Raw genomic sequence first — 26,217 nt, forward strand, 5'->3', positions numbered from 1 at the left:
ATCGATCGCGACCCGCCGAGCGAGCCCGCGTTGTCTCGGGAACCTGGGAAATCGGTCATAATGGTCAGGTGACTGCTGCAACTTCCGCTCAGGCCGTGCACACGGTCCATCGCCCCAATACGACTGCCATCGGCGTCATCGTTTGGCTCGGTAGCGAAGTGATGTTCTTCGCAGGGCTCTTCGCGATCTTCTTCACGCTGCGCTCAATGGCGCCGGAGCAGTTCGCCGAAGGCCACAGCGTGCTGAACGTGCCCTTCGCGACCGTCAACACGCTCATCCTCGTGAGCTCGTCCTTCACGTGCCAGTTCGGCACGTTCGCGGCCGAGCGCGAGCAGGCGCGCGCCACTGGCAAGAGCCCCAAGAACTGGGGTGCCATCGAGTGGTTCTACCTCACGGTCCTCCTCGGCGGCATCTTCGTCGCTGGCCAGGTCTGGGAGTACGCGACCCTCGTGAGCGAGGGCTACGTGCTCAACCTCAACGCGTACACGAGTGCCTTCTACATGACGACCGGCTTCCACGGCTTGCACGTGACGGGCGGACTCGTCACGTTCCTCCTCGTCATCGGCCGCATGTACTCGGCACGACGGATGGGCACGCGTGAAGTCAGCAGCGCACTCGGCATCTCCTACTACTGGCACTTCGTCGACGTGGTCTGGGTTGCACTCTTCTTCGTCATCTACCTGCTGCCCTACTTCTCGTAGCCCGATCCTGGAGAACACACAAATGTTCCGAACGACCAAACCACGGACTGCGAAGACGGCGACCCGCAAGACGGCGCGCCGCCGCACCCCCCTCGCGACCGCGGCCCTCCTCGGAGCCGGGCTCCTCCTCACGGGCGGCGCATACACAGCGATCGACTCGGCGACCACGGCCGCAGCGGCAGAGGAAGCAGCGCCCGCTTCAGCCGCCGAGATCGAGAACGGCGCAGCACTCTTCGGCGCCAACTGCGCCACCTGCCACGGCATGAACGCAGCAGGCACGGAAAACGGACCGAGCCTCATCGGAGTCGGAGCGGCAGCCGTCGACTTCCAGGTCGGAACCGGCCGCATGCCGATGCAGGCAAACGCAGCACAGGCGCCGGCCAAGCCCGTCCAGTTCGACGAGCAGGGAATCAACGACCTCGGCGAGTACGTCGCGTCACTGGCCCCCGGCCCGGCAGTTCCAGACGAGCGCTACCTCCAGGCTGACGGCGACGCCGCGCGAGGTGCAGAGCTCTTCCGCATCAACTGCGCAATGTGCCACAACGTGGCCGGCGCGGGTGGCGCGCTGACCGAGGGTAAGTTCGCCCCCGAGCTCATGACCGTCGAGCCCGTGCACCTCTACGAGGCCATGATCACCGGACCGCAGAACATGCCGGTGTTCAACGACGCGAACCTCACCCCGCAGGACAAGGCCGACATCATCACGGCCATCCGCTGGCAGACCGAGGTCACCGGCACCATCGGCGGCAACAGCCTCGGCTCGCTCGGACCCGTCTCCGAAGGCCTCTTCATCTGGATCTTCGGGATCGGCGCCGGCGTCGCGATGGCTGTCTGGATCGCCACTCGACCGAACTAGTGGCTGAAGACTGCCTCAGGCACCAAAGACATACTGCAGCTGAACAGACACACCCAGAAAGGGATCACCATGGCTGATGGCGAACACGGCGGAGAGCTTCGCACTGCTCCTTCGTCGGAGCGGGCGCCTCACATCGGGACCGCGATCCTTCCCAAGGACGGCTTCGAGAACCCCGGAATGCCGGCGCATCGCGACCGGATCACCGACGCGGACCCAGCACAGGCGAAGCGCACTGAGCGCATCCTTGTCGCACTGTTCGTGTTCTCGGCGCTCGCCAGCATCTTCGCTGTCGTCGCGTACTTCGTGTGGCCCATCAGCCGCGAGGACATCTCGACCGTTCGTGCCAACAACATGTTCCTCGGCATCGGCATCGCACTCGCGATGCTGGCCATAGGCATCGGCACGGTCGCCTGGTCCAAGTACCTCATGGCCGACCACGAGATGGCAGAAGCACGCCACCCGGGCAAGGGCTCCCCTGCGACCCGCTCGCGTGCTGTCGAGGTGTTCGCGCAGGCCAACGAAGAGTCCGGCTTCAGCCGCCGCAAGCTGTTCCGCAACTCGCTGATCGGCGCGCTCGTGGCCATGCCGCTTCCCGGCATCGTGCTGTTCCGCGACCTCTACAACGGCAACAACCCGGACCCGGTCCAGGCACTCTCCCACACCATGTGGGAGGAAGGTACCCGCCTGGTCCGCGACCCTACGGGCACCCCGATCCGCGCAGCTGACGTCACCTACGGCTCCGCGTTCCACGTCATCCCGGACGGCCTCATCGATCTCGAGCACCACATGCTCGAGGAGAAGGCCAAGGCCGTTGTTCTCCTCATGCGTCTGCCCGCAGACCAGCTCAACGAGCGCGAGGACCGTGCCGGCTGGTCGTATGACGGCATCGTCGCCTACTCCAAGGTCTGCACGCACGTTGGCTGCCCCGTTGCTCTCTACGAGCAGCAGACGCACCACCTGCTCTGCCCGTGCCACCAGTCGCAGTTCGACGTCAAGAACCACTGCGAGGTCATCTTCGGACCGGCCGGTCGACCGCTCCCGCAGCTGCCTATCGCCGTCGACGACGAGGGCTACCTGATCGCGCAGAGCGACTTCACTGAACCTGTCGGACCGAGCTTCTGGGAGCGACGCCATGACTACAACGTATAAAGCTCCGGTACGCGAAGGCGGCTTCATCGCAGGCGCCGCCAACTACCTCGACGAGCGCACCACCATCTCCGGTGCGGTCAAGGAGTTCGGTCGCAAGATCTTCCCGGACCACTGGTCCTTCATGCTCGGCGAGATCGCGCTCTACAGCTTCGTCGTCATCCTGCTCTCCGGCACCTTCCTGACGTTCTTCTTCGACCCGTCGATGGCGCACGTCGAATACGAGGGTTCCTACCTCCCGCTGAAGGGCATGGGCATGTCGGCCGCTATGGCGTCGACGCTCGACATCTCCTTCGACATCCGCGGTGGCCTCCTCATGCGCCAGGTGCACCACTGGGCAGCCCTGCTGTTCGTGGCATCGATCGGCCTGCACATGCTGCGCGTCTTCTTCACGGGAGCGTTCCGCAAGCCACGTGAGCTCAACTGGGTCGTCGGCTTCGTTCTCTTCATCCTCGCGATGGCAGAGGGCTTCACCGGCTACTCGCTTCCCGATGATCTGCTGTCCGGCAACGGCCTCCGCATCATCGACGGCATCATGAAGGGCATCCCGCTCGTCGGCACCTGGGTCTCATTCCTCTTCTTCGGTGGAGAGTTCCCTGGCACGGAGATCGTGGGGCGCCTCTACTCGCTGCACATCATGATCCTGCCCGCGATGGTCATCCTCTTCATCGCGTTGCACCTGGCGCTCATGGTGATCAACAAGCACACGCAGTGGCCTGGCCCCGGCCGCACCAACGGCAACGTCGTCGGAAACCCGGTTCTCCCGGTCTTCGCCGGCAAGGCAGGCGGATTCTTCTTCCTGATCTTCGGACTCATCTTCCTCATCGCGTCGTTCTTCTCGATCAACCCGGTCTGGAACTACGGCCCGTACGACCCGTCTCCCGTTTCCGCTGGAACCCAGCCAGACTGGTACATCGGCTTCGCCGACGGCATGCTCCGTCTCATCCCGCCGGGCTGGGAAGTGTACTGGTTCGACCACACCTGGTCGTTCGCGATCCTCACGCCGCTGATCCTCATCGGAATCTTCATCGTGCTGGTTGTCGTGTACCCGTTCATCGAGGCCTGGATCACCGGTGACAAGCGCGAGCACCACCTGCTCGACCGTCCGCGCAATGCGCCGACCCGCACCGCCATCGGCGCTGCCGGCGTTACGTTCTACGCGGTCATGTGGGCAGCGGCGAGCTCGGACCTCATGGCAACGCACTTCCACCTCGCCATGGAACACGTCATCCACTTCCTGCAGGTGATGCTGTTCCTCGGGCCAGTCATCGCGTACTTCGCTACGAAGCGGATCTGCCTCGGCCTGCAGAAGCGCGACCGGTCGCTTGCACTCCACGGAGTCGAGTCAGGGCGAGTGCTGCGACTCCCCCACGGCGAGTTCGTCGAGGTCGAGGTTCCGCTCGACAAGTACGACCGCTGGGAGCTCGTCTCCTACAACGAGCAGGCACCGATCATGCTGCGCCCGAACGCGGACGGCAAGATCACGGCCCCGATGCGACTGCGCGCGGCCCTGTCCCGCTGGTTCTTCGAGGACCGGGTCGAGCCCGTCACGAAGACGGAGATTGAGCAAGCACACCACGGCCACCACTAGGCCGCAGTAACTCCCGGCCCTCCTGGGCTGACCCACCCGCCCTCCTGGGCTGAGAACGGGGCTGTCAGATTCGCGCAAGCGGTCTGGCAGCCCCTTTCTTGTCTCCGGAGGACACGTCTCCCTTCTCCACGCTGCGCGCGCCTGCGTCCTCCTCCGCTCCCCACTGCGCGCGCCTGCGTCCTCCTCCGCTCCCCGCTGCGCACGCCTGCTTCCTCCCCTGCTCCCCGCTGCGCACGCCTGCTTCCTCCCCTGCTCAACGCTGCGCACGCCTGCTTCCTCCCCTGCTCAACGCTGCGCGCTCCTGCCCGTGACCGGTTGCGCCCCGCTCTCGGCTACTCATCGCTGCAAAGTTGTGGCTCAATGCGGTCAGAAGCCACGCCAACGACGACCAGCCACAACGCTGTGCGAGTCAGTCCGCAAGCCGGTCGCTCCTTGACCGCGCGGCTCCGTTGACCGCGCGGTCAACGGCCGAAGGAATGCACGTCGAGCTCTGTGGCGACAGTTCTGCCCCATCATCGCCTCAACCAGGTCCGGATTCAGGCCTGCCAGAATCGTCAATCGACCGTCCGGCGGTCTCAGAGGCTTCTTGCAAACCCTCAGCGCAGAACAACGAACGGGACGGCTGGCGGGTAGACCGGTCTGGCGGGTAGACCGGTCTGGCGGGTCGACACCGCCCTGGAGTCTCGACCGGCCCGAAGTCTCGACCGGCCCGAAGTCTCGACCGGCCCGAAGTCTCGACCGGCCTGGAGTCTCGCACAGACGGCGGCATTCGCTCAGATCATGGACGTGCTGAGCGTCGCGGCGATATCAGCAGTCGTCTGGGTCAGATGGCTCGCACGTAGCTGGCCCACCTTCGATGCCGCGCACCGTGTCCGCACGCTCCGAACCTACGAGCTTCATCAGCACTTCGGATAGCTAGAGATTGCGATGCCCATCCGAAGCCGCCCTGGTGGGGAGCACAACCCGCCGCAATCCTGTGCGGGCGTGACCGAGCCGTGCCAGACAGGTGAACCAGGGACAGCCCCGAACCAGCACAGACGCGAACCAGGTCAGGGGCATCGTTGTGGCGCAATGCGGTCAGCTACTGCAGGAACGACAGCTAGCCACAACTCTCGGCGCATCTGGCATTCAGGTCGCCCGGCGGCGAGTGTACGGAGCACACCGGGCTTCAGTAGCTGGTCCGGGCTTCAGTAGCTGGTCCGTGCTTCAGTAGCTGGTCCGTGCTTCAGTAGCTGGTCCGTGCTTCAGTAGCTGGTCCGGGCTTCGGTAGCTGGTCCGGGGCCTGGGATCTGGGCTACGGACTTGCGCTCCGAGCCCCGCCATGAGCTTGGCGGTCGATCTGTGGCCGGGCGTCGTGCGTGGGACTGCAGCAGTGCGTAGAAGGCTCGGGCTCGGCTGGCGGCCACGCGAGAAGTGCCAGCCGCCGCCACTCACGCGCGGTATCGGTGCCGAGACAGGGATCCCGCACGCTTGCGGGGCCCCTGATAGCCGCTGCGTGGCTGCGGGCACAGCAAAAGGCCCGCCCCTCGGAAGAGGGACGGGCCAGAAGTCTGCAGACGGCGCCTAGTGGGCGTAGCGCCCGCGGTAGTACTCGAACACCCAGCCGACGATCGCGATGATGAACAGCGGCGCGGAGAAGTACGCGAACCACCAGCCTCCGATCGACAGACCAAGGAAGATCAGCCCGACAGCGAGGGCCAGGACAAACGGCCACCAGCTCTGCGGCGGGAAGAACCCGAGCTCGGGGTCGGCGTCCGCGATCTCACCGTCGAGGCGGTCCTCCGGGAGGACGTGGATGCGGAACGGCTTGGCCGAGCTGCTGAGGTAGAACGCGACGAAGGCGACGAAGATGCCAGACAGCGCCAAAGCGACGATGCCGACCCACTCGTAGTGCCCGAGTGCAGCGTGCGTCCAGAGGGTGTAGACGACGGTCACAACCGCGTAGAAGACGGCGAGGACCCAGAGGAGGCGGGCTGAGGTCTTCACTCTCGTTCTCCGATCTTGTCGTTGACTGGCGTCAGGTCACGGTATCCGTGTGGCGCGACCTCGGGGTGGTTGAGGTCGAATGCCGGGCGCTCCGAGCGGATGCGCGGGATGGACGTGAAGTTGTGTCGCGGAGGCGGGCAGCTTGTTGCCCACTCGAGCGAGGAGCCATAGCCCCACGGGTCGTCAACCGTGACCTTGGGAGCGTTGCGCGCCGTGATGAACACGTTGAAGAAGAACGGCAGCAGCGAGATGGCGAGCACAAACGCGCCGATCGTCGACAGCTGGTTCATCCAGGTGAAGTTGTCCTCGGGCTGGTACGTCGCGTAACGACGCGGCATGCCCATGACGCCGAGCCAGTGCTGGATCAGGAACGTCATGTGGAACCCGATGAACAGCAGCCAGAACTGGATCTTGCCGAGACGCTCGTTGAGCATCTTGCCCGTCCACTTCGGCCACCAGAAGTAGAAGCCTGCGAACATCGCGAACACGATCGTTCCGAAGATCACGTAGTGGAAGTGGGCGACGACGAAGTACGTGTCAGATACGTGGAAGTCGAGCATCGGCGATGCCAGGATGACACCCGTCAGGCCACCGAACACGAACGTCACGAGGAAGCCGAGGGAGAACAGCATCGGCGTCTCGAACGTCACCGAGCCTCGCCAGAGCGTTCCGAGCCAGTTGAAGATCTTCACGCCCGTCGGGACCGCGATCAGCATCGTCATGAGCGCGAAGAACGGCAGCAGGACCGTGCCGGTCACGTACATGTGGTGAGCCCACACGGACGCAGAGAGAGCAGCGATCGCGATCGTCGCGTAGACGAGAGTCTTGTAGCCGAAGATCGGTTTCCTGCTGAAGGCAGGGAAGATCTCGGAGACGATACCGAAGAACGGCAGCGCGAGCACGTAAACCTCTGGGTGACCGAAGAACCAGAACAAGTGCTGGTAGAGGATTGCTCCGCCGGCCTCGACGTCGTAGATGTGCGTCAGGAAGACGCGGTCCATGAGGAGACCGAACCAGGCGGCCGCGAGCACCGGGAACGCGAACAGCACGAGGATCGACGTGATCATCGCGTTCCAGGTGAAGATCGGCATGCGCCACATCGTCATACCTGGAGCACGCATCGTGATGATGGTCGTGATGAAGTTCACGGCACCGAAGATCGTCGCGAAGCCTGTCGCCGCGAGCCCGGCGACCCACAAGTTGCCTCCGACTCCCGGTGAATAGGTCATCGTCGACAAGGGGACGTAGGCCGTCCAGCCGAAGGATGCCGCACCGCCCGGCGTGAGGAAGCCGCCGACCGCGATGAGCGCGCCGAAAGTGAAGAGCCAGAACGCGAAGGCGTTGAGTCGCGGGAAGGCGACGTCGGCCGTGCCGATCTGCAGGGGAACGAGCACGTTCGCGAAGCCGGAGAACAGCGGCGTCCCGAACATGAGGAGCATGATCGTGCCGTGCATGGTGAAGAGCTGGTTGTACTGCTCCTTCGTGTCGATGATCTCCATACCCGGCTCGAAGAGCTGGGTACGGATGACCAGTGCCATGACACCACCGATGCAGAACCAGACGAAGCTGGAGATCAGGTACATGTACCCGATTGTCTTGTGGTCCGTCGAGGTGATCCAGGTTACGAGGACGTTGCCCTTGCGCTCAGCAGAGCGGCTCGGAGCCGTGGTCGCCTCAGAGACCGGGGTGATGCCTGGACGGTTCAGCGTTGACGTCATTTTCGTCGCCCCTATTCCGACTCGTGGTTGAACTCGGGAACTTCGGTGCCCGGAAGGTTCTGGTTGCGGTTGTAGTCGTCGCCGTGTGCGCCGACGTTGCCCGCCGCGCGAAGCTCGGCGATGTAGGCGTTGTATTCGGCCTGCGAGACGACCTCGACTTGGAACAGCATCATCGAGTGGTACTCGCCGCAGAGCTCGGCGCACTTACCCATGTAGGTGCCTTCACGCTCTGGCACGAACGACATGGTGTTGGTGTGACCGGGGATGTTGTCGATCTTGTAGTGGAAGTCGACAATCCAGAAGGAGTGGATGACGTCACGCGACTTGATGTCGAGCGTCACGTTCGCGCCGACCGGGAGCACGAGCTTCGGCAGCGCCGCTTCGTCGATCTCACCGGTGGCTGCGCCGCGCTCGCCGTCTTCCGACGGCTCGCGGACTTCCTGCGCCTGGATGCCCTCGTAGTAGACACCGGAGTCGTACTCGGAGTTGCTCGTGGGTAGGTAGTTGAAGTCCCAAGCCCACTGCTTGCCGTAGACCTCGATCTTGACGTCTTGCTCTTCTTCAGCGAAGTTCGCGACGACGGGTGCCTCTTCGCGCACGGTGAAGGCGAAGAAGCCTGCAACGAGGATGATCGGGACCACGGTGAAGAGGATCTCGATGGGCATGTGGTACCGCAGCTGCGCCGGCAGGCCCTTCTCGCCCTTGCGGCGGCGGTACATGACGGACGCCCAGATGATGAGTCCCCAAGTGATCCCGCCCACGACGAGCAGGATGATCCAGGAGTTCACCCAGAAGTTGGTGAAGGCGTCGGAATGGTTGGTGACGCCGGGGTCACCGGGCATGTAGCCCCGTAGTTCTTGCGACGTGCAGCCAGCCAGAATCAGAATCAGGGCTGCTGCAATCGGAGCGGCGAACCACTTCACGCGGCGGGTGTCTCGCACGGCAAACCTTTCGAGGTGACGCATACAGGTTGCTGTCAGTCTAGTGGGAATCTCGGCGGCGAATGACTCGGGGCGCGCGGAGACGACGAAACGGCGCGGTCAAAGACCACGCCGTTTCGGGTGTGTCGCGGGGTACTCCCCCGCGTGTCGACTCAGTGGAAGGAGTCGCCACACGCACAGGAACCCTGCGCACTTGGGTTGTCGATCGTGAAGCCCTGCTTCTGGATCGTGTCCTCGAAGTCGATCTTCGCGCTGTCAAGGTAGGGGACGCTCATCGGATCGACGATGACTTCCACGCCGTCGAAGTCGACCGTTGCGTCGCCGTCGAGGATGCGCTCGTCGAAGAACAACTGGTAGATCAGGCCAGAGCAGCCACCTGGCTGTACGGCGATGCGCAGGCGAAGGCCACCCTCGCTTTCCTGACCGATGAGGTTCTTGATCTTGTCGAGTGCCGCCTGCGTGAGGGTCACGGAGTGCGTGGCCTCGCTCACGGTGATGCCTTCAAGAACTGCGCTCATAGATTCTCCTCGTGCTGCTGGGCGGGACGAACTGCTCCCGCGCTCTTCACGTCGATAACGGCGTGTTCGTCCAGGATATTCCTCCCGCGCTGGAAACGCATCAGTTGATCGCTGCATCCGGTCGGGCGAAGCGGAGGAGGAAGAGCGCCTCGGCTGAGATCGCGCGTCGGAGCACACCGAGGTCCTGTGACTCGTTGGGGCTGTGCGCCATCGTGGCCGGGTCCTCGACGCCCGTCACGAGGATCTCGGCGTCCGGGTAGACCTCGGCGAGGGCCGCGATGAACGGGATCGAGCCGCCAATGCCTGTTTCCGCCGGCTCCGCCCCCCAGCCATCGCGCATGGCGGATTTCATGAGCCCCACGGCCGGTCCTGCGGTGTCCACGAGGAACGGCTGCCCGAGGTCGGGTTGGGTGATCTCGATGTGGGCGCCGAACGGCGCGTGCTCGAGGAGATGCCGCTCGATGGCCGCGTAGGCCTCGGACGCGTCGTCACCGGGAGCGATGCGGGCAGAGAGCCGAACTGACACGACCGGCAGGAGCGTGTTCGAGGCCTCCGCGACGCTCGGTGCGTCGATACCCGTGATGGTGATGGCTGGCTGATTCCAGAGTCGGTCGTGAATGCTCCCCGTTCCGATCGTGGACACCCCGTCGAGAAGTTCGGCGTCACGCCGAACGTCAGACTCGTCACCGCCCGCGAGCCCATCGCTGCGCGAGCCGAGTCCGGCAACCGCAACGGAACCCTGCTCATCCCAGAGAGTGTCGAGCAGGCGGACGGCTGCGAGCATCGCGTCAGGGACCGCGCCCCCGAGCATCCCGGAGTGCGAGGCGTGTCCGAGCGTGCGCACGGTGATCTTCATCGTCACGTTGCCCCGGAGAGAGACGGTGAGGCCAGGGGTCGTGGTCGACGGGTTGTCGCTGTCCGCAACGATGATGGCGTCTGCGCCGAGCTCGGTCCGGTGCTTGTCGAGGAAGTCGGAGAAACTGCGTGAGCCGTTCTCCTCCTCGCCTTCAATGAAGACCGAGAGGCCGATCCTCGGCCTGCCGTTCGTCGCGACGCTGAGTGCCTCAAGCGCCGCAACGTGGGTCATGACACCCGCCTTGTCGTCGCTCGCGCCGCGACCGTAGAGGCGACCGTCGCGCAACGTCGGCTCGAACGGCGGGGTACGCCAGTCGTCACCACTCCCCTGCGGCTGCACGTCGTGGTGCGCGTAGAGCAGGACGGTGGGCTGGCCGGGCTCGGCGGCTCGGGTCGCGATGACAGCGGGCTGGCCCGCGTAGCCGTCGGGCGTCTCGACCCCGTCGATCTCTACGGAATCGAACAGAGCGAGTTCACGCAGGAGCTCGGCCGTCCGCTCGGCGCTTCGCTGCACGTGCACTCGATCGAAGGCATCCCAGGAGACCGACGGGATACGGACAAGGCCGGATAGTCGGGCGATCGTGGTGGAAAAACGGTCATCGACCGCTCCGAGGAGACGCTGTTCCTGATCGTGTGCATCGAGTGGGGCTTCGGGGAGAGTCATAGCGGTTAGGCTAAATCACACCAGAGTTCTTGAGAGGCATCATGTCGAAGCACGAGTCCAAGAGCGCCGAGACAGCATCGCTTCCCGCGAAGAGTCCGGCGAAGAAGCAGAACCCGACCCCCACGAGGCGCGAGCGCGAGGCGCAGAACCTGCGTCCCCTCGTCCCCGAGGACCGCAAGCAGGCCAAGCGCGAGATGCAGGCAAAGGTGCGCATCGAACAAGCCAAGGCACGTGAGGGGCTCGCCAAGGGCGATGACCGCTACCTCCGTCCGACTGAGCGCGGCCCACAGAAGCGCTTCATGCGCAACTACATCGACGCGAGGTACTCGATCGGTGAGCTCCTGCTCCCGATGATGTTCCTCGTGATCTTCGCGACGTTCATCCCGAGCCAGTCGGTCGGCATCTGGGCGATGAGCTTCATCTGGGCGTTCCTCGCCGTGTGCGTGCTCGAGGCCGTGATGATCGCCAACATCATCAAGCGCCGCATTGCCGCCGTCGTGGGCAAGGACAAGGTCGAGAAGGGCATCATGATCGGCACGATCGCCCGCAGCCTGCAGCTGCGCGTCATGCGCATGCCCAAGTCTCAGGTCAAGCGCGGCGCGAAGATCGAGTTCACGGGCAAGTAGCCCACGAACGCGCGGACTCACTCGGGAGCCAGCAGTGCTTGACGGCCGGCAGCGCCCGACACTCGGCGCCACACCCGATACCCGGCAGCGCCCGACACCCGGCAACAAACTCGAAGGCCCGAACGGTATTCCGCTCGGGCCTTCGCTTTGTTCAATGTAGACCGGCGGCGTGAACTGAAGGTGTCAGCTGCCTGAGAATCAGGGAAAGAACACGAACTGTGACCTTTGAATGGCAGCGCACCTCAACCCCTGCGGCGCGTCAGCCCCTGAGGCGCGCCAGGCCGCGGTTGATGCTCGCTGCCCAGCCGGGACCGGCGTAGAGGAACTCCGTGTAGCCCTGCACGAGCGTCGCCCCTGCGTCGAGCCTCCGGCGCACCTCCGTGGCGTCCGCGACACCCCCGACGGAGATGATGCAGAGACGCTCCCCCGCAGTCGACTTCACGACGCGAAGCACGTCGAGCGAGCGCTCGGTGAGCGGGCGACCAGAGAGGCCGCCCGCGCCGAAGGCTTCGACGATCCGCGGCGAAGTCCGGAGACCCGACCTGGAGATGGTCGTATTGGCGGCGATGATGCCGGCGAGCCCCTCGTCGATGGCCAGTTGCGTGACCTCGCGGATCTCGTCGTCCGTGAGGTCCGGAGCGATCTTGACCAGCAGCGGCACCCCGGGGGCCGCGTCGCGGGCGGCGCGCAGGATGGGCGTCAGCGACTCCAAGGACTGCAGGCTCCGCAAACCTGGCGTGTTGGGCGAGGAGACGTTGACCACGAGGTAATCGGCCACGTTTCGCACCGCTGCCGCGGCCACGGCGTAGTCGAGGTGGGCGTCTTCCGCTTCCGTCGTCTTGTTCTTCCCGATGTTCACACCGACGATGACCGAGGTGTTCCGACGGGCCGCGATATTCGCGGCCGCGAGCTCGGCCCCCCGGTTGTTGAAGCCCATCCTGTTGATCAGCGCACCGTCGGCGACGAGCCTGAAGAGTCTGGGTCCTGGGTTTCCCGGCTGCGGGCGCGGCGTGACCGTGCCGACCTCCACGTGCCCGAACCCGAGGGCCGCGAGCCCGTCGATATCTTCGGCATCCTTATCGAAGCCTGCCGCGAGACCGAATGGGGAGGCGAACCGGAGCCCCATGGTCTCGACGGCGAGCGACTCTGCCGGGGCCGTGAGCGGCGCGACAAGCGCCGCCGGCCCACGTCGGCCGAGCACGCGGATCACACAGGAGGCAAGCCCGTGCGCGCGCTCCGGGTCCATCTTCGACAGCACGTGTGTGAAGAGCAGGCGATAGGCGGCGTTCATCGGGTCTCCCCCTCGAAGCTGGACTCGCCGTCGGCTGATTCCGTGGCGTACTGGGCTCTGATGCCGTCTTCGTGCATCCGGTCGATGGCCGCTCTGAAGTCGTCGAGGCACGCGAAGCCCTGGTAGACGCTCGCGAACCGGAGGTAGGCGACGTCATCGAGCTCGCGCAGCGGGGGCAGGATGGCGAGGCCGATGTCGTTCGCCTCGATCTGCGAGACGCCGGTCGAGCGGATGCTCTCCTCCACCCGCTGGGCGAGGAGCGCGAGGTCGGTATCGGTCACTGGCCGCCCCTGGCAGGCCTTGCGGACGCCTGCCACGACCTTGTCCCGCGAGAACGACTCGACGACCCCGTTGCGCTTGATGACCGTGAGGCTCGCGGTCTCGGTCGTCGAGAAGCGACGCCCGCATTCGGGGCATTGTCTCCTCCGCCTGATGGCGAAGCCGTCGTCGCTTGTGCGCGAGTCGATGACGCGCGAGTCAGGGTGCCGGCAAAACGGGCAGTGCATCAGCTGAACCTCGCCGTCACTGCTTCGCCGTGTGCTGGAAGGTCTTCCGCGTCGGCGAGCGCCACGACGTGGTCGCTCACGCTGCGCAGGGCTTCCCTGTCGTAGCGGATGATCTGCTGCGGTCGCAGGAACGTGTGGGCCCCGAGGCCCGGCGTGTGCGCAGACTGTCCTCCGGTGGGAAGCACGTGGTTGGACCCGGCGAGGTAGTCGCCGAGACTCACGGGAGAGTTCGCACCCATGAAGATGGCTCCCGCGTTGTGGAGCGTCTTGAGCACGGCATCCGGCTCCCGCGTCTGCACCTCGAGGTGCTCTGGCGCGTACGCGTTGGACACCCTGGCCCCCGCCGCGAGGTCATCGACGAGGATGACCGCTGACTGTCGGCCACCGAGCGAGACGCGCACGCGTTCGGCGTGCTTGGTCGCTGCCGCCCGCTCTTCCACTCGTGCGAGCACCAGCTCTGCCCAGGCAGCGTCGGGAGTGACCAGGAGGGCGGACGCGAGCTCATCGTGCTCGGCCTGGCTCACGAGGTCTGCGGCGACGTGGTCGGGGTCAGCGGAGTCGTCGGCAAGCACGAGGATCTCGGTGGGGCCGGCCTCTGCGTCGATGCCGACAAACGACTGCACGATGCGCTTCGCGGCGGCCACGTAGACGTTCCCGGGCCCCGTGATGACCTCGACTGGCTCGAGGCCGATGTCGGCGACGCCGTGGGCCATGGCACCGATCGCTCCGGCACCGCCCATGGCGTAGACCTCCGTCACCCCGAGCAGGCCAGCGGCGCCCAGGATCGTGGGGTGCACGCCCCCGCCGAACTCCCGCTGGGGAGGCGAGGCGATGGCGATCGAGGAGACGCCAGCTGCCAGGGCAGCGCACACGTTCATGACGACGCTCGATGGGTAGACGGCCTTGCCGCCTGGCACGTAGAGCCCGACGCGGGAGACAGGGTGCCAGCGGAGCTCCACAACGGCTCCGTCTCCGAGGGTCGTGAGCCGCGGGGAGGGGACCTGCGCCGCGGACCCGGCCCGTACACGCTCGATCATGGCCTCGAGCCCAGCCCGGACCTGAGGCTGCAGTCCGGCCGTGGCCTCGTCGATGGCCGCCTGCGGCACCCTGAGGTGCGGCGGCTCGACGCCGTCGAGGCGGACTGCCTGCTCACGGAGCGCGACTGCCCCCTCGTCGCGAACCGCCGAGATGAGCTCGGCTGCCGTGCCGAGCGCGCGCCCGACGTCGAGCTCGGCGCGAGGGAGGATGTTCCGGAGCTCGGATGCGCTGAGCGCAGAACCACGCAGATCGATGAGTTGCATCATGGTGTCTCCATCGTAGTCAAGCGGGGGAAGTGGGCCTTGCGGCGGAGGGGGGCAGCGCAGTCGATGACTACTCGAGGCAGCTCGGACCAAGCAGCGCCTTCAGTTCCCCGTAGAGGTCCTGCGTGATGCGCACGCGATGCGGGAGCTCGAATCGGCGGATGACGCCGGGAGTCCGGAGCCGCAACCGCACCTCGCTCTCGCCGGCGTGGCGACGGAGCACCTTGCCGAGCGCGTCCACGACCGGCTCGGTCGCTCGCGTGTCCGGGATCGTGAGCGTGAGCGTTCCGGCGTCTTCGGCGGCCGAGACCTTCGGCAGCGTCAGCCCCTGCGCGTGCAGGTTCATGCCGTCGTCGCGCTTGGAGACGCGACCCTTGACAGCGACGATCACGTCGCCCTGCAGCTGGGTCTGGAACTCCTGGTACGTCTTGCCCATGAACATGACCGTCATGGAGCCGCCGAAGTCCTCGACCTCGATCATCCCGTAGGGATTCCCGGAGTTCCGGGCCACTCGGTGCTGGACGCTCGTGATGAGGCCCGCGATCGTGACCTGCGAACCGTCCTCGAGGTTCTCGGCCTGCGTGAGGTCCAGGATGCTCGTGGTGGCGAGCTTCGCGAGGTCGCGCTCGAGACCCGCGAGCGGGTGGTCGGAAACGTAGAGGCCAAGCATGTCCCGCTCAAAGGCGAGCTTGTCGCGGCGGTTGAACTCGGGCCGGACGGGCACGTCGTCTTCTTCGGCCTCGAACTCGTCGAGCCCCGCGAACAGGTCGACCTGCCCGTGCGCCTCGTTCCGCTTCCGTGACACGGCGACGTCGATGGCGTTCTCGTGCACCTCGACGAGAGCTCGGCGCGTGTTGCCGAGGCTGTCGAACGCACCGGCTTTGATGAGCGACTCGACGGTGCGCTTGTTGGCGACCGTCGTCGGCACCTTCTTCAGGAAATCGTGGAACGACGTGAAGGGGGTCTTCGACTCCCTCGACTTCTGGATCTCCTCGACGACGTTCGCGCCGACGTTGCGCACGGCCCCGAGTCCGAAGCGGATGTCCTCGCCGACGGCCGAGAAGTTCACGAACGACTCGTTGACGTCTGGCGCGAGGACCGTGATGCCCATGCGGCGGCACTCGTTGAGGTACAGGGCGAGCTTGTCGCGCGAGTCTCCGACGCTCGTGAGCAGAGCGGCCATGTACTCGGCCGGGTAGTGCGCCTTCAGGTAGGCGGTCCAGTAGGAAACGACGCCGTAGGCCGCCGAGTGCGCCTTGTTGAAGGCATAGTCGGAGAAGGGCAGCAGGATGTCCCAGAGCATCTTCACGGCCTCATCGGAGAAGCCGTTGGCGTGCATGCCGCCCTGGAAGCCCGCGAACTGCTTGTCCAGTTCCGACTTCTTCTTCTTGCCCATCGCGCGGCGCAGGATGTCGGCCTGTCCGAGCGAGAAGCCGGCCACCTTCTGCGCGATGGCCATGACCTGCTCCTGATAGATGATCAGGCCGTAGCTCGTCGAGAGGATCTCCTTGAGCGGCTCCTCCAGCTGCGGGTGGATCGGCGTGATCTCCTGCTCGCCGTTCTTGCGCAGCGCGTAGTTGATGTGCGAATTCGCGCCCATCGGGCCCGGACGATAGAGGGCGATGACGGCCGAGATGTCTTCGAAATTGTCGGGCTTGAGGAGTCGCAGCAGTGAGCGCATCGGCCCGCCGTCGAGCTGGAACACGCCAAGCGTGTCACCTCGGGTCAGCAGCTCGTACGCGCCGACGTCGTCGAGCTCGAGATCCTCGAGCACGAGGTCGATGTTGCGGTTCGCCTTGATGTTGACCAGCGCGTCGCTCACGATCGTGAGGTTGCGCAGCCCGAGGAAGTCCATCTTGATGAGGCCGAGGGACTCGCTCGCCGGGTAGTCGAACTGCGTGACGATCTGGCCGTCCTGCTCCCGCTTCATGATCGGGATGATGTCGATGAGCGGATCGCTCGACATGATGACGCCGGCCGCGTGCACGCCCCACTGACGCTTCAGGTTCTCGAGGCCGCTCGCCGTGTCGAAGACCTTCTTCGCGTCCGGGTTGCTCTCGATGAAGGCGCGCATCTCGGAAGCCTCCGAGTAGCGCTTGTGCTCCTTGTCGAAGATGCCGCTGAGCGGGATGTCTTTGCCCATGACGGCCGGCGGCATGGCCTTGGTGAGCTGGTCGCCCATCGAGAATGGGTAGCCGAGCACGCGCGAGGCGTCCTTCAGAGCCTGCTTCGCCTTGATCGTGCCGTAGGTGACGATCTGGGCGACTCGCTCCGAGCCGTACTTCTCCGTGACGTAGCGGATGACCTCGGACCTGCGGCGATCGTCGAAGTCGACGTCGAAGTCGGGCATCGAGACGCGGTCAGGGTTGAGGAAGCGCTCGAAGATGAGGCCGTGACGCAGGGGGTCGAGGTCGGTGATGCCCATGGCGTAGGCGGCCATCGATCCGGCGCCGGATCCGCGACCGGGCCCGACGCGGATGCCGTTGTCCTTGGCCCAGTTGATGAAGTCGGCGACGACCAGGAAGTAGCCGGGGAAGCCCATCTGGTTGATGACGCCGATCTCGTAGTCGGCCTGCTTGCGCACGTCGCTCGGGATGCCTGCCGGGTACCGCTTCCCGAGGCCAGTGTCGACCTCCTTGACGAACCAGCTGCTCTCCGTCTCCCCTTCTGGCACGGGGAAGCGCGGCATGTAGTTGGCGCTCTCGTCGAACTCGGCCGAGCAGCGCTCAGCGATGAGGAGCGTGTTGTCGCAGGCCTCCGGGTTGTCGCGGAAGATCGAACGCATCTCGGCGGCGGACTTCAGGTAGTACCCGGTGCCGGAGAACTGGAAGCGGTTCGGGTCGTCCATCGTCGACCCCGACTGCACGCACAGGAGCGCGGAGTGACTGTCCGCGTCGTGCGAGTGCGTGTAGTGGAGGTCGTTGGTCGCAACCAGTGGGAGCCCGAGGTCCTTCGCGAGCTTGAGGAGGTCGGGCATGACGCGGCGCTCGATGTCGATGCCGTGGTCCATGATCTCGCAGAAGTAGTTCTCTGCTCCGAAGATGTCGCGGAACTCGGCGGCCGCGGCCCTCGCCTCGTCGTACTGCCCGAGCCGGAGCCTGGTCTGCACCTCACCTGAGGGGCATCCAGTCGTCGCGATGAGCCCCTTCGAGTACGTGTTCAGCAGCTCGCGGTCCATGCGGGGCTTGAAGTAGTAGCCCTCCATGGATGCGCGGCTCGAGAGCCGGAAGAGGTTGTGCATGCCCTGCGTGGTCTCGCTGAGCATTGTGATGTGCGTGTAGGCGCCGGAGCCGGAGACGTCGTCGCCTCCACCGTTGCCCCACTTGATTCTGGTGCGGTCGCCGCGGTGGGTTCCCGGCGTCAGGTAGGCCTCTGTGCCGATGATCGGCTTGATGCCGTGCTCTTTCGCGGCCTTCGCGAACTCGTAGGCGCCGAACACGTTGCCGTGGTCCGTCATCGCGACGGCGGGCATGCCCTGCTCGACCGCCGCCTTCATGAGTTCGCCGATCCGGGCGGCCCCGTCGAGCATCGAGTACTCGCTGTGGACGTGGAGGTGGGCGAACGAGTCTGCTGAAGGCAATGTCTCTCCGGGAAGAAGGGTGGATCGGCGCACCCATCTTAGATCGCCCCGAGGTGTCCGCGAGCGAGCGCGTTCGCTACAGGTTGCCCTCGCGGAGGAGCTCGAGCGAATGCGCCAGGTCGTCCGGGTACTCGGTCGTGAAGCGCACGGCCTCGCCCGTTCGGGGGTGCGCGAAGCCGAGCTCCTTGGCGTGCAGCCACTGGCGCTTCAGGCCGAGCTTGGCTGCGACCACCGGGTCGGAACCGTACAAGGGATCCCCGATGCACGGGTGCCGCTGGGCAGCCATATGCACTCGGATCTGGTGCGTGCGGCCGGTTTCGAGGTGGACCTCGAGCAGCGCGCCGCGACGGAACGCTTCGACGGTCTCGTAGTGCGTGATCGACGGCTTGCCGTCGCTCGTCACGGCGAACTTCCACGACGAGCCGGGGTGACGGCCGATGGGGGCATCGATCGTGCCGGAGAGCGGATCTGGATGGCCCTGCACGACGGCGTGGTAAACCTTCTCGACCTGGCGGTCGTGGAAGGCCTTCTTGAGCTGCGCGTATGCCAGCTCGCTCTTGGCGACCACCATGAGTCCGCTCGTTCCAGCGTCAAGGCGATGGACGATGCCCTGGCGCTCCGACTGACCGGATGTCGCGATCGTGAAGCCGGCCGCGGCGAGGGCGCCGAGCACTGTCGGGCCGTCCCAGCCGATGGACGGGTGCGCTGCGACACCCACAGGCTTGTCGATGACCACGAAGTCATCCTCGTCGTGCACGATCTTGAGGTCGGGGACCGCGATGGGGACGACCTCGACGGGGCCGGCTTGCTCCCATTCGACGAAGATGATGGCACCGGCGGTCATCCGGTCGGACTTGCCGACCTGCTTTCCGTCGATCGTGATCCCGCCCGCCGCTGCGATGTCTGCGACCTGGGTCCTGCTGAGCCCGAGGAGCTTGGAGACTCCGGCGTCGACTCGGGTTCCCTCGAGACCGTCAGGGATCGGGATCGTCCTGGATTGCATCACGCGTCCTTCTTCGCCTTTGGTCGGCGTTTGCCGTCGAATCCGATGTCGAACAGGGTGAGCAGCACAAACGCCGACATTCCCACGACAATGCACATATCGGCGACGTTGTAGATAGCCGGGAGCATCCACGGCGTGTAGATGAAGTCGATGACGTGGCCTGTGCCGAAGCCAGGCTCCCGGAAGAGACGATCGAAGAGGTTGCCGAGCGCGCCGCCGAGCACGAGCCCGAAGACGGCGGCCCAGAGTTTCGAGCCGAGCTTCCGGGCCACGACGATGATCACGATCACCATGAGGGTCGAGACGCCGGTGAAAATCCAGGTGGAGCCGGCCGCGAATGAGAACGCCGCCCCGGGGTTCCGGACGAAGTGCCACTGCAGGAAGCCGCCGAGGACTTCGATGGTCTGCCCCTCCGTCATCGATGAGACGACGGCTGCCTTGGTGATCTGGTCGAGCGCAAACGCGCCGACGGCGACCGCGGCGAGCATCGCAAGAATGCGGATGCTCGGGCGCGATCGCCGTTCGGTGGTCTGCAGAGGTGTGTCCTCCACGTTCCGAGTTCTACTGGCCCGCTGGTGCGGAGCCCTCGAGGACGTCGCTGGCCTGACGGTTCAGGTCGTTGAGCTGGCCTTCGATGTAGGAGCGGAGGTTGTTGCGGTACTCGCGCTCGAAGATGCGGAGTTCCTCGATACGAGCCTCGAGCTTCGTCTTGGTCTCCTCGAGGCGACCGATGGTCTCGCGCTCCTTGGCCTCGGCCTCGGTGACGATCGTGCGTGCACGACCCTCGGACTCGACCGTGATCTCGCGGGCGCGCTTCTCGCTGTCGCCCTCGATCTGACGAGCGCGACCCTCGGACTCGGCGATGATCTCGCGAGCACGGGTCTCACCCGTTGCGATGATCTCGTCGCGCTTGCGCGTTCCCTCTTCGACGTGCTCGTCGTGGAGGCGGCGGGCGAGAGCGATGAGCGAGCTGCTCGTCTCTGCCTCGTCTGCACCCTGAGCGACGACCGGAGCGGGGGCTGCGGGCTGAGCGAGCGGCGCGATGGGCTCCGGCTCGGGCTCTGGAGCTGCCTCGACCTCGACGATGGGCTCCTCGACCGGAGCGGGAGCTGCAGCCGCTGGAGCACTGTCCGCGCGGGCCTCTGCCTCCTCGAGCTGCTGACGAAGCTGCTCGTTCTCCCCGACGAGGCGGCGCATTTCTGCAACGACCTCATCGAGGAAGTCGTCGACCTCATCTTGGTCGTACCCCTCGCGGAACTTGGTCTGCTGGAAGCGTTTGTTGATGACGTCCTCAGGAGTGAGTGCCATGTCGGCCACCTTTCGACTCTCTCTGCGATTGGTCTGTATCTGGTATAGACATTCGGTCTTGAGTCAAGACACTGGACTTGATTCAGGACTCTGGGTCTGAGTTGACAACACTAGCGTTGCCCAGATGTGCGCGCAGAACGTTGCTGTGCTGCGCGGCACATAGGTCACATTACGGCACTTGGGTCCCGTGCGTCACATTCTGTCGGGAAAGTCGATATTCACCTAATGCAATCCGGCGCCGTCTCTCCAGTGGGAGACGCCGGGAGCCCTCGGGGCGCGTGATCACACTCAGAGAAGACGAACGAGATTCGACGTTATGACGAGGGCGAACATGACGATGATCCAGGCGAGATCAAGGGCGATGTTGCCGATGCGCAGCGGCGGAACGACCTTGCGCACGGCGCGCAGCGGCGGGTCCGTCAGCGAGTACACGCCTTCGCAGAGGACCAGCACGAAGCCCTTCGGCTTCCAGCGGGGAGCGAACATGCGCGCGTAGTCGAGGATCAGCCGGCCCCACATGACCATGATGTAGAGGCCGATGAGGAAGACGAGGATCGCGCCGAGGATATTCATTCGTTTCCTGAGATGTTGTCGCACACACACGGCGACGGTGCATCCTCAGGATGCACCGTCTCACCGTTCGCGCGGAAGCGGGCCGGCCTACCTCACGGCAGGGGCTGGGTGGGGGTCTACTGGAAGAACGAGGCTTCCTTCTCCGCCTCGACCTTGCTCGACTCACCGTGAACGGCGATGTGCTGAGGCGAGAGCAGGAACACCCGGCTCGTCACGCGCTCGATCTTGCCATAGAGGCCCTGTGAGAGACCGCTCGCGAAGTCGATGAGGCGACGCGCCTCGGCTTCGTCCATCTCGGAGAGGTTCATGATGACGGGGACACCATCGCGGAAGTTCTCCGCGATGACCTGCGCGTCTTTGTTGTAGGCCTTCGGGTGGACCGTGAGGATCTCGTTCATTTCCGCCATCGCCGGGGTAGAAGTGTGCTTGGGAGCTTTGGTGATCGGGGTCACTGGCGCCGGCTTGGGGCGCTCGGTGACCACAGGGGAGAGCTGCGGCGCGGGTGCCGCCGCAGGCGACTGCCTCTGCTGCTGCTGCGCCTGGGGCGTCTCGTCGTGCAGATTCTGCTCGTCTTCGTCAGCAAGGCCCAGGTAGACCATGGCATTGCGCAGCGGGTTGGCCATTGTGCTCCTCCGTGTGTTCGGCGTGCGTCCACGCTACGTCCGGTCGGGGCGCTTTCCCGTGATTGCCGCGCCGATCCTTAGGTGTGTCGCACCGTTTTCGATGGCTTCCCTGAAGTCGTTCGACATGCCCATCGAGAGCGCCCTGGCCGACGTGGCTGTGGACTGGATGCGCGAACTGAGCTCTCGCAGCTCTGCGAAAGATGCCCGAGGCTCGGCCCCCAGCGGGGCGACGCACATGAGCCCCTTGAGCTCAAGGGCAGGCGTGCTCAGCACATGCTCGACGAGTGCGTCGAGCTCGTCAGGCTGGACCCCACCCCTGGCAGGATCCGGGGTCATGTTGACCTGCACGAAGACGGGGAGTGGCAGCTCTCGCTCGATCGTCGAGAGCGCGTCGACGAGGCCCGGCCGGTCGATCGAATGCACGGCATCCACGTACTGCGCGATCTGACGCGCCTTCTTGGTCTGGATCTGACCGACGAAGTGCCACTCGAGGCCCTCGCGCTCCGCGAGCGACTCGATCTTATCCCTGGCCTCCGGATGACGGCTCTCCGCGAAGCGGCGCACACCGAGGTCCGCGAGGGCAGCGACGAGTTCGGGGCCGTGGAACTTCGTGACGGGAATGAGGTCGACCCCTGACGGGTCGCGACCCGCAGCGCGGCACGCATCCTCAACCGCCGCCTGGACCGCCGAGAGGCGCTCGGCCAGCGTCGAATGACCCTGGCCGAGCGCCTCTCCTGCATGCTCTGGCATGTGCGCCCTACTTGAGGAAGTCCGGCACGTCGAGGATGTCCTCGGCGTCGTCGTACGCAGCTTCCGGCTCGCGGCGGGGAGCGATCGTGGGAGCTTCAGCCGTTGACCAGGCAGGAGCCTGCGCGACGGGAGCTGGCGCCTGGACCGGCTCGCGCTCGACGGGCACAGAAGGAGCCGAGGCGACCGCGGCGGCAGCGGCGCCGAGACCGATGGCACCGGTGTTCGCCTGCTGGACGGGAGCCGCCGCGACGGCTGGTGCAGCCTGCTGCTCCTGGATCGTCTTGGGCTCGCCTCCCGCGAAGCCGGCAGCGATGACCGTGACGCGGACCTCATCGCCAAGGGTGTCGTCGATGACGGCACCGAAGATGATGTTGGCCTCCTGGTGAACGGCCTCCTGCACGAGCTTGGCGGCGTCGTTGATCTCGAAGATGCCGAGGTTCGATCCGCCCTGGATGGAGAGCAGCACACCGTGGGCGCCTTCGATGCTCGCCTCGAGGAGCGGGGAGGCGACTGCGAGCTCGGCGGCCTTGATGGCGCGGTCGGCGCCACGTGACGAGCCGATGCCCATGAGCGCGGAGCCGGCCCCCTGCATGACGGACTTGACGTCGGCGAAGTCGAGGTTGATGAGGCCGGGGGTGGTGATCAGGTCGGTGATGCCCTGGACACCGGCGAGCAGCACCTGGTCGGCTGTCGAGAACGCCTCGATCATGGAGATGCCGCGGTCGCTGATCTCCAGGAGTCGATCGTTGGGGACGACGATGAGGGTGTCGACCTCTTCCTTCAGCGTCGCGACGCCCTGCTCGGCCTGCTGCATGCGACGGCGACCCTCGAAGCTGAACGGCTTCGTGACGACACCGATGGTGAGCGCGCCGATCGACTTCGCGATCCGTGCGACGACGGGCGCGCCGCCAGTTCCCGTGCCACCGCCTTCACCGGCTGTGACGAAGACCATGTCGGCTCCAGCGAGGGCCTGCTCGATCTCTTCGGCGTGGTCCTCGGCCGCGCGACGGCCGACCTCGGGGTCTGCCCCGGCACCGAGGCCACGAGTCAGCTCGCGACCGACGTCGAGCTTCACGTCGGCGTCACTCATGAGCAGCGCCTGCGCGTCGGTGTTGATCGCGATGAACTCGACGCCGCGGAGGCCGAGCTCGATCATGCGGTTGACTGCATTGACGCCGCCGCCGCCGATGCCGACGACCTTGATGACGGCGAGGTAGTTATTGGTGTTCGACACGTGTCCGGCCCCTCGTTGGCGTGTGGTGTGGTGGAAGAACGGAGTGCACACCTCGGCGACTTGCCACTGGCGAATCCGCACGAGCTTCAACCTCTACTTGAAGCTCAGAGATATGCTGTTTCCTGATTGCTTGCTTCGACGCTAGGTCGCGAACGGCGCGCGATCCGGTCAGTCCGCAGGTGTGTTGCGTTTTGCGCGCCGAATGAACGCGAGTCGCTTCAACCCCCACTTGAAGGTTGGGACTTCAGCCTCGCGAGGGCTCGCCGGTCAGCGGGTGACGGGAGTCTCGGGACTCGAAACGTCGTAGCTCGAGATGGACCGGTCGCTCGTAGCAGCGACAAGCGCCGCGAGCACCTCCGCTTTGCGGTCGGAGTCTTCCGCACTCCCCCACACGACCTCTGCGCCTGTGCGCATCGTGAGGCGAACGTCATCGATGCTCTTGGCGGTCACCGTGGCAACACCGGAGCGGAAGGCGACGGGAAGGGCGAGCGAGACGGCCGCTGCAGAGGCGAAGGCCTCAGAGCCCACTCCCTGGCCACCAAGGTCGAGGGTCGGGATGTCGGCGGCGGGCTCAGGCTGGTTCCAAAGGACAACGCCTGCGGCATCCATGACGTCGTAGCCGTTCGGCACCTGCACGGTGCCGATGGGCGAGCGCTCGACGATCGTCACGACAAGGCGACTCGGCGGCTCCACGCGGATCGAGTAGCTCTGGACGAGAACGTACGACTGCAGCCGACTCTCGACGTCATCGTTCGTGACGAGCGCAAGAGGCTGGCCGTGCAGGTCCGCGAGGGATGCATCCACCTGCGCCTTGTCAACCCGCTCGGCTCCGGTCACCACGATCTCGCGCACTGACATGATCGGGCTGTACACGGCGATCGCGACGAAGGCCACGAGCACGGCGACCACCGACGCGACCCAAGTCAGGATGCGGCGGCGGCGCCTGGCACGCCAGGTGAATCGGCGCGCGTCGTCGCCGAGCACGCTCACGGCTGACCTGGCTCCTTGGTGCCGAGCGCCGCGAGGAGCTGGGGCACGATGAGGTTGACGTCCCCGCATCCGAAGGTGATCACGAAGTCGCCCTCCCTCGAGATGTCGGCGACCGTGTCGGCGGCGTCCTGCCAGTCAGGCCGGTAGGCGACCTTGCTGCGGTCGACAAACGCCTCCTCGACGAGGGCACCCGTGACGCCGGGGATCGGGTCCTCACGCGCGCCGCACACGTCGAGCACAACCGTCTCGTCGGCGAGGCGCTCGTAGACCTCGGCGAACACGTCGCTCATCGCCTGCGTGCGCGAGTAGAGGTGTGGCTGGTGGACGGCGATGAGGCGACCTGTGCCGACGACGGTGCGTGCCGCCGAAAGCGCCGCCTCGACCTCAGCAGGGTGATGCGCGTAGTCGTCGTACACGCTGACCCCGCTGACGGTTCCGTGGAGCTCGAAGCGGCGCTTCGTTCCGCCGAACTTCGAGAGCGCCTCGAGCGCGGCTGCTGGCTCGAAGCCGAGCTGCACGAGGACAACGAACGCGCCTGTCGCGTTGAGCGCGTTGTGGACGCCTGGCACGTGCAGGAAAGCCGGGTAGTCGACCCCCCGCCACGTGACGGTGAACCGTGCCTCGCCGCCGAGCGAGTTGATGTCCGATACGCGTGCGTCCGCCGAATCGGCTTGGCCGAACGTCAGCACGCGGTCGTGCGAGAGCTTGGCCGTCAGCTCGACGGCGATCGGGTCGTCGCTCGAGATGACCACCGCTTCGCTTGCTGCGTCCGCGAACTGCACAAACGCAGCCTCGAACGCCTCGACGGTGCCATAGTGGTCGAGGTGGTCGTTGTCGACGTTCGTGATGAGCGCGATGGCCGTGTCGTAGAAGAGGAAGGACCCGTCAGACTCGTCCGCCTCGACGACAAACGCCTCGCCAGCGCCGACCGCAGAGCTCGTGCCGAGGGCCGAGATGATGCCGCCGTTCACGAAGCTCGGAGCCGCCTCAAGCGCGTCCAGGGCCGTCACGACCATGCCGGTCGATGTGGTCTTCCCGTGTGCGCCCGCGACCGAGACGAGTCGGCTGCCGCGCGTGAGCCAGACGAGGGCCTGTGAGCGGTGCAGGACGGTGAGGCCACGCTCCTTCGCCAGGACCAGCTCGGGGTTGTCCGGCCAGAGGGCGCTCGTCACGACGATCGTGTCCGCGTCGCCGAGGTGCTCCGCGGCGTGCCCGATCTCCACGCGCGCACCGCGGTCACGCAGCTCCCGCGTCGCGTAGTTCTCGGTGCGGTCGCTGCCGGAGATCGTGAGGCCGCGGTCGAGCATCATGCGCGCGATGCCGCTCATGCCCGAGCCGCCGATGCCGATGAAGTGCACCTTCCCGATCTCGTCGGGAATCTGCGCGGTGGCGTCTGGATTGATCATCTCTGCTCCTGGGTTCGCTCGGTCTGCGAGCTGCGCGGCCTGTGCCGCGT

Annotated in this window: 23 protein-coding genes; 5 read left to right on the top strand and 18 right to left on the bottom strand. The window is 65.6% G+C overall.

What is annotated here, in order from left to right; translation table 11 throughout:
* Window positions 1-68 precede the first annotated feature (68 nt).
* From C5B85_RS15950 to C5B85_RS15965, 4 genes are all read left to right on the top strand, one after another.
* On the top strand, window positions 69-701 hold the full coding sequence (locus C5B85_RS15950; protein ID WP_258070852.1) for a heme-copper oxidase subunit III: 633 nt from the start codon (window positions 69-71) through the stop codon (window positions 699-701).
* A gap of 22 nt (window positions 702-723) precedes the next feature.
* A complete protein-coding gene (locus C5B85_RS15955; RefSeq protein WP_104287003.1) occupies window positions 724-1,557 on the top strand; it encodes a c-type cytochrome in 834 nt (277 codons plus the stop codon).
* A gap of 69 nt (window positions 1,558-1,626) precedes the next feature.
* Window positions 1,627-2,706 carry a ubiquinol-cytochrome c reductase iron-sulfur subunit gene (locus C5B85_RS15960; RefSeq protein ID WP_104287004.1) on the top strand — a complete coding sequence of 360 codons (1,080 nt, stop codon included), beginning with the start codon at window positions 1,627-1,629 and terminating at the stop codon, window positions 2,704-2,706.
* Window positions 2,690-4,294, top strand: a complete 1,605-nt coding sequence (locus C5B85_RS15965; protein ID WP_104287005.1) for a cytochrome bc complex cytochrome b subunit — start codon at window positions 2,690-2,692, stop codon at window positions 4,292-4,294. Before C5B85_RS15960 ends, C5B85_RS15965 begins: the two co-directional genes overlap by 17 nt.
* Window positions 4,295-5,857: 1,563 nt before the next feature.
* Here C5B85_RS15965 and C5B85_RS15970 read toward each other — a convergent pair.
* From C5B85_RS15970 to C5B85_RS15990, 5 genes are all read right to left on the bottom strand, one after another.
* Complete coding sequence (locus tag C5B85_RS15970; protein ID WP_104287006.1) at window positions 5,858-6,280, bottom strand: cytochrome c oxidase subunit 4; 423 nt, start codon at window positions 6,278-6,280, stop codon at window positions 5,858-5,860.
* The gene (gene ctaD, locus C5B85_RS15975; protein WP_104287007.1) at window positions 6,277-7,998 is read right to left on the bottom strand and encodes a cytochrome c oxidase subunit I; all 1,722 of its coding nucleotides are present in this window, start codon (window positions 7,996-7,998) and stop codon (window positions 6,277-6,279) included. Before ctaD ends, C5B85_RS15970 begins: the two co-directional genes overlap by 4 nt.
* A gap of 11 nt (window positions 7,999-8,009) precedes the next feature.
* On the bottom strand, window positions 8,010-8,963 hold the full coding sequence (gene coxB / locus C5B85_RS15980) for a cytochrome c oxidase subunit II (protein WP_104287008.1): 954 nt from the start codon (window positions 8,961-8,963) through the stop codon (window positions 8,010-8,012).
* Between the two features lie 128 nt (window positions 8,964-9,091).
* Window positions 9,092-9,457 (bottom strand): iron-sulfur cluster assembly accessory protein, encoded by a 366-nt coding sequence (locus tag C5B85_RS15985; protein WP_104241155.1) that lies wholly within the window; start codon window positions 9,455-9,457, stop codon window positions 9,092-9,094.
* A 100-nt stretch (window positions 9,458-9,557) separates the two neighbouring features.
* Complete coding sequence (locus C5B85_RS15990) at window positions 9,558-10,976, bottom strand: dipeptidase (protein ID WP_104287009.1); 1,419 nt, start codon at window positions 10,974-10,976, stop codon at window positions 9,558-9,560.
* A 41-nt stretch (window positions 10,977-11,017) separates the two neighbouring features.
* Here C5B85_RS15990 and C5B85_RS15995 point away from each other — a divergent pair, with 41 nt between their 5' ends.
* Window positions 11,018-11,602 carry a DUF3043 domain-containing protein gene (locus C5B85_RS15995; RefSeq protein ID WP_104287010.1) on the top strand — a complete coding sequence of 195 codons (585 nt, stop codon included), beginning with the start codon at window positions 11,018-11,020 and terminating at the stop codon, window positions 11,600-11,602.
* Between the two features lie 259 nt (window positions 11,603-11,861).
* Here the strand turns inward: C5B85_RS15995 and C5B85_RS16000 are convergent, their stop codons facing one another.
* From C5B85_RS16000 to murC, 13 genes are all read right to left on the bottom strand, one after another.
* Window positions 11,862-12,893, bottom strand: a complete 1,032-nt coding sequence (locus tag C5B85_RS16000; protein ID WP_104287011.1) for a quinone-dependent dihydroorotate dehydrogenase — start codon at window positions 12,891-12,893, stop codon at window positions 11,862-11,864.
* Entirely contained in the window at window positions 12,890-13,399 is a 510-nt protein-coding gene (gene nrdR / locus C5B85_RS16005; protein ID WP_104287012.1) for a transcriptional regulator NrdR, read from the bottom strand. The genes C5B85_RS16000 and nrdR overlap by 4 nt, the downstream gene beginning before the upstream one ends.
* On the bottom strand, window positions 13,399-14,703 hold the full coding sequence (gene hisD, locus C5B85_RS16010; protein ID WP_104287013.1) for a histidinol dehydrogenase: 1,305 nt from the start codon (window positions 14,701-14,703) through the stop codon (window positions 13,399-13,401). The genes nrdR and hisD overlap by 1 nt, the downstream gene beginning before the upstream one ends.
* Window positions 14,704-14,770: 67 nt before the next feature.
* Complete coding sequence (dnaE, locus tag C5B85_RS16015; RefSeq protein ID WP_104287014.1) at window positions 14,771-18,280, bottom strand: DNA polymerase III subunit alpha; 3,510 nt, start codon at window positions 18,278-18,280, stop codon at window positions 14,771-14,773.
* Window positions 18,281-18,356: 76 nt separating this feature from the next.
* Window positions 18,357-19,283 carry an RluA family pseudouridine synthase gene (locus C5B85_RS16020; RefSeq protein ID WP_104287015.1) on the bottom strand — a complete coding sequence of 309 codons (927 nt, stop codon included), beginning with the start codon at window positions 19,281-19,283 and terminating at the stop codon, window positions 18,357-18,359.
* Window positions 19,283-19,834, bottom strand: coding sequence for a signal peptidase II (gene lspA / locus C5B85_RS16025; protein WP_258070853.1), 552 nt, complete (start codon window positions 19,832-19,834; stop codon window positions 19,283-19,285). The genes C5B85_RS16020 and lspA overlap by 1 nt, the downstream gene beginning before the upstream one ends.
* Before the next feature lie 10 nt (window positions 19,835-19,844).
* Window positions 19,845-20,591, bottom strand: a complete 747-nt coding sequence (locus C5B85_RS16030; protein WP_104287016.1) for a DivIVA domain-containing protein — start codon at window positions 20,589-20,591, stop codon at window positions 19,845-19,847.
* A 288-nt stretch (window positions 20,592-20,879) separates the two neighbouring features.
* A complete protein-coding gene (locus tag C5B85_RS16035) occupies window positions 20,880-21,164 on the bottom strand; it encodes a YggT family protein (protein ID WP_104287017.1) in 285 nt (94 codons plus the stop codon).
* A gap of 116 nt (window positions 21,165-21,280) precedes the next feature.
* Window positions 21,281-21,787, bottom strand: a complete 507-nt coding sequence (locus C5B85_RS16040; RefSeq protein WP_104287018.1) for a cell division protein SepF — start codon at window positions 21,785-21,787, stop codon at window positions 21,281-21,283.
* A gap of 33 nt (window positions 21,788-21,820) precedes the next feature.
* Window positions 21,821-22,537, bottom strand: a complete 717-nt coding sequence (locus tag C5B85_RS16045; protein WP_104287019.1) for a YggS family pyridoxal phosphate-dependent enzyme — start codon at window positions 22,535-22,537, stop codon at window positions 21,821-21,823.
* A gap of 7 nt (window positions 22,538-22,544) precedes the next feature.
* Window positions 22,545-23,771 (bottom strand): cell division protein FtsZ, encoded by a 1,227-nt coding sequence (gene ftsZ / locus C5B85_RS16050; protein WP_104287020.1) that lies wholly within the window; start codon window positions 23,769-23,771, stop codon window positions 22,545-22,547.
* Between the two features lie 267 nt (window positions 23,772-24,038).
* Window positions 24,039-24,761, bottom strand: coding sequence for an FtsQ-type POTRA domain-containing protein (locus C5B85_RS16055; protein ID WP_181064470.1), 723 nt, complete (start codon window positions 24,759-24,761; stop codon window positions 24,039-24,041).
* The gene (murC, locus tag C5B85_RS16060) at window positions 24,758-26,167 is read right to left on the bottom strand and encodes a UDP-N-acetylmuramate--L-alanine ligase (protein WP_104287022.1); all 1,410 of its coding nucleotides are present in this window, start codon (window positions 26,165-26,167) and stop codon (window positions 24,758-24,760) included. The genes C5B85_RS16055 and murC overlap by 4 nt, the downstream gene beginning before the upstream one ends.
* Window positions 26,168-26,217 lie beyond the last annotated feature (50 nt).

The sequence above is a fragment of the Pseudoclavibacter sp. AY1F1 genome, assembly GCF_002931075.1.
Taxonomy (GTDB): domain Bacteria; phylum Actinomycetota; class Actinomycetes; order Actinomycetales; family Microbacteriaceae; genus Pseudoclavibacter.

Bases quoted from the DNA above. Each gene is read 5' to 3' on its own strand.
- C5B85_RS16035 (WP_104287017.1), bottom strand. From the start codon at position 21,164: ATGAATATCCTCGGCGCGATCCTCGTCTTCCTCATCGGCCTCTACATC.
- C5B85_RS15995 (WP_104287010.1), top strand. From the start codon at position 11,018: ATGTCGAAGCACGAGTCCAAGAGCGCCGAGACAGCATCGCTTCCCGCG.
- murC (WP_104287022.1), bottom strand. From the start codon at position 26,167: ATGATCAATCCAGACGCCACCGCGCAGATTCCCGACGAGATCGGGAAG.
- hisD (WP_104287013.1), bottom strand. From the start codon at position 14,703: ATGATGCAACTCATCGATCTGCGTGGTTCTGCGCTCAGCGCATCCGAG.
- C5B85_RS15985 (WP_104241155.1), bottom strand. From the start codon at position 9,457: ATGAGCGCAGTTCTTGAAGGCATCACCGTGAGCGAGGCCACGCACTCC.
- C5B85_RS16020 (WP_104287015.1), bottom strand. From the start codon at position 19,283: ATGCAATCCAGGACGATCCCGATCCCTGACGGTCTCGAGGGAACCCGA.
- C5B85_RS16045 (WP_104287019.1), bottom strand. From the start codon at position 22,537: ATGCCAGAGCATGCAGGAGAGGCGCTCGGCCAGGGTCATTCGACGCTG.
- C5B85_RS15990 (WP_104287009.1), bottom strand. From the start codon at position 10,976: ATGACTCTCCCCGAAGCCCCACTCGATGCACACGATCAGGAACAGCGT.
- C5B85_RS15965 (WP_104287005.1), top strand. From the start codon at position 2,690: ATGACTACAACGTATAAAGCTCCGGTACGCGAAGGCGGCTTCATCGCA.
- coxB (WP_104287008.1), bottom strand. From the start codon at position 8,963: ATGCGTCACCTCGAAAGGTTTGCCGTGCGAGACACCCGCCGCGTGAAG.
- C5B85_RS16000 (WP_104287011.1), bottom strand. From the start codon at position 12,893: ATGAACGCCGCCTATCGCCTGCTCTTCACACACGTGCTGTCGAAGATG.
- C5B85_RS16030 (WP_104287016.1), bottom strand. From the start codon at position 20,591: ATGGCACTCACTCCTGAGGACGTCATCAACAAACGCTTCCAGCAGACC.
- ctaD (WP_104287007.1), bottom strand. From the start codon at position 7,998: ATGACGTCAACGCTGAACCGTCCAGGCATCACCCCGGTCTCTGAGGCG.
- nrdR (WP_104287012.1), bottom strand. From the start codon at position 13,399: ATGCACTGCCCGTTTTGCCGGCACCCTGACTCGCGCGTCATCGACTCG.
- C5B85_RS15955 (WP_104287003.1), top strand. From the start codon at position 724: ATGTTCCGAACGACCAAACCACGGACTGCGAAGACGGCGACCCGCAAG.
- C5B85_RS16040 (WP_104287018.1), bottom strand. From the start codon at position 21,787: ATGGCCAACCCGCTGCGCAATGCCATGGTCTACCTGGGCCTTGCTGAC.
- C5B85_RS15960 (WP_104287004.1), top strand. From the start codon at position 1,627: ATGGCTGATGGCGAACACGGCGGAGAGCTTCGCACTGCTCCTTCGTCG.